Origin of the sequence: Flavobacterium ginsenosidimutans (assembly GCF_003254625.1) — a bacterium.
GTDB classification, from domain to species: Bacteria; Bacteroidota; Bacteroidia; order Flavobacteriales; family Flavobacteriaceae; genus Flavobacterium; species Flavobacterium ginsenosidimutans.
The window spans coordinates 1-292 of record NZ_QJRJ01000016.1 but is presented as its reverse complement, the minus strand read 5'-3'; the positions used below and the strand labels follow the sequence as shown (position 1 = coordinate 292).

Sequence of the window (292 nt, the reverse complement as noted above, 5' to 3'; positions counted from 1 at the left end):
TAACGGAGTCGAACCGTTGACCTCCTGCGTGCAAGGCAGGCGCTCTAGCCAGCTGAGCTAATCCCCCATTTTTAAATCTTAGATTTTAGAATTCAGATTTTAGATTTCTTAATTCTTCTCTAATTTCCTTTGGTGAATCCCAGCTTCCAGAATTTCCTTTAAAATCAAGCTTTTCAGTTTTCCTTCTTAAATCTAAAATCTATAATCTTAAATCTGAAGTTTTTAGTAGTCCCGGGCAGACTCGAACTGCCGACCCCTACATTATCAGTGTAGTACTCTAACCAGCTGAGCT

At 39.7% G+C, this 292-nt stretch carries 2 tRNA genes; both read right to left on the bottom strand.

Going from position 1 to position 292, the window contains the following annotated elements:
- Positions 1–59, bottom strand: a tRNA-Ala gene (locus DM444_RS00080).
- 170 nt (positions 60–229) lie between these two features.
- A tRNA-Ile gene (locus DM444_RS00075) sits at positions 230–292 on the bottom strand.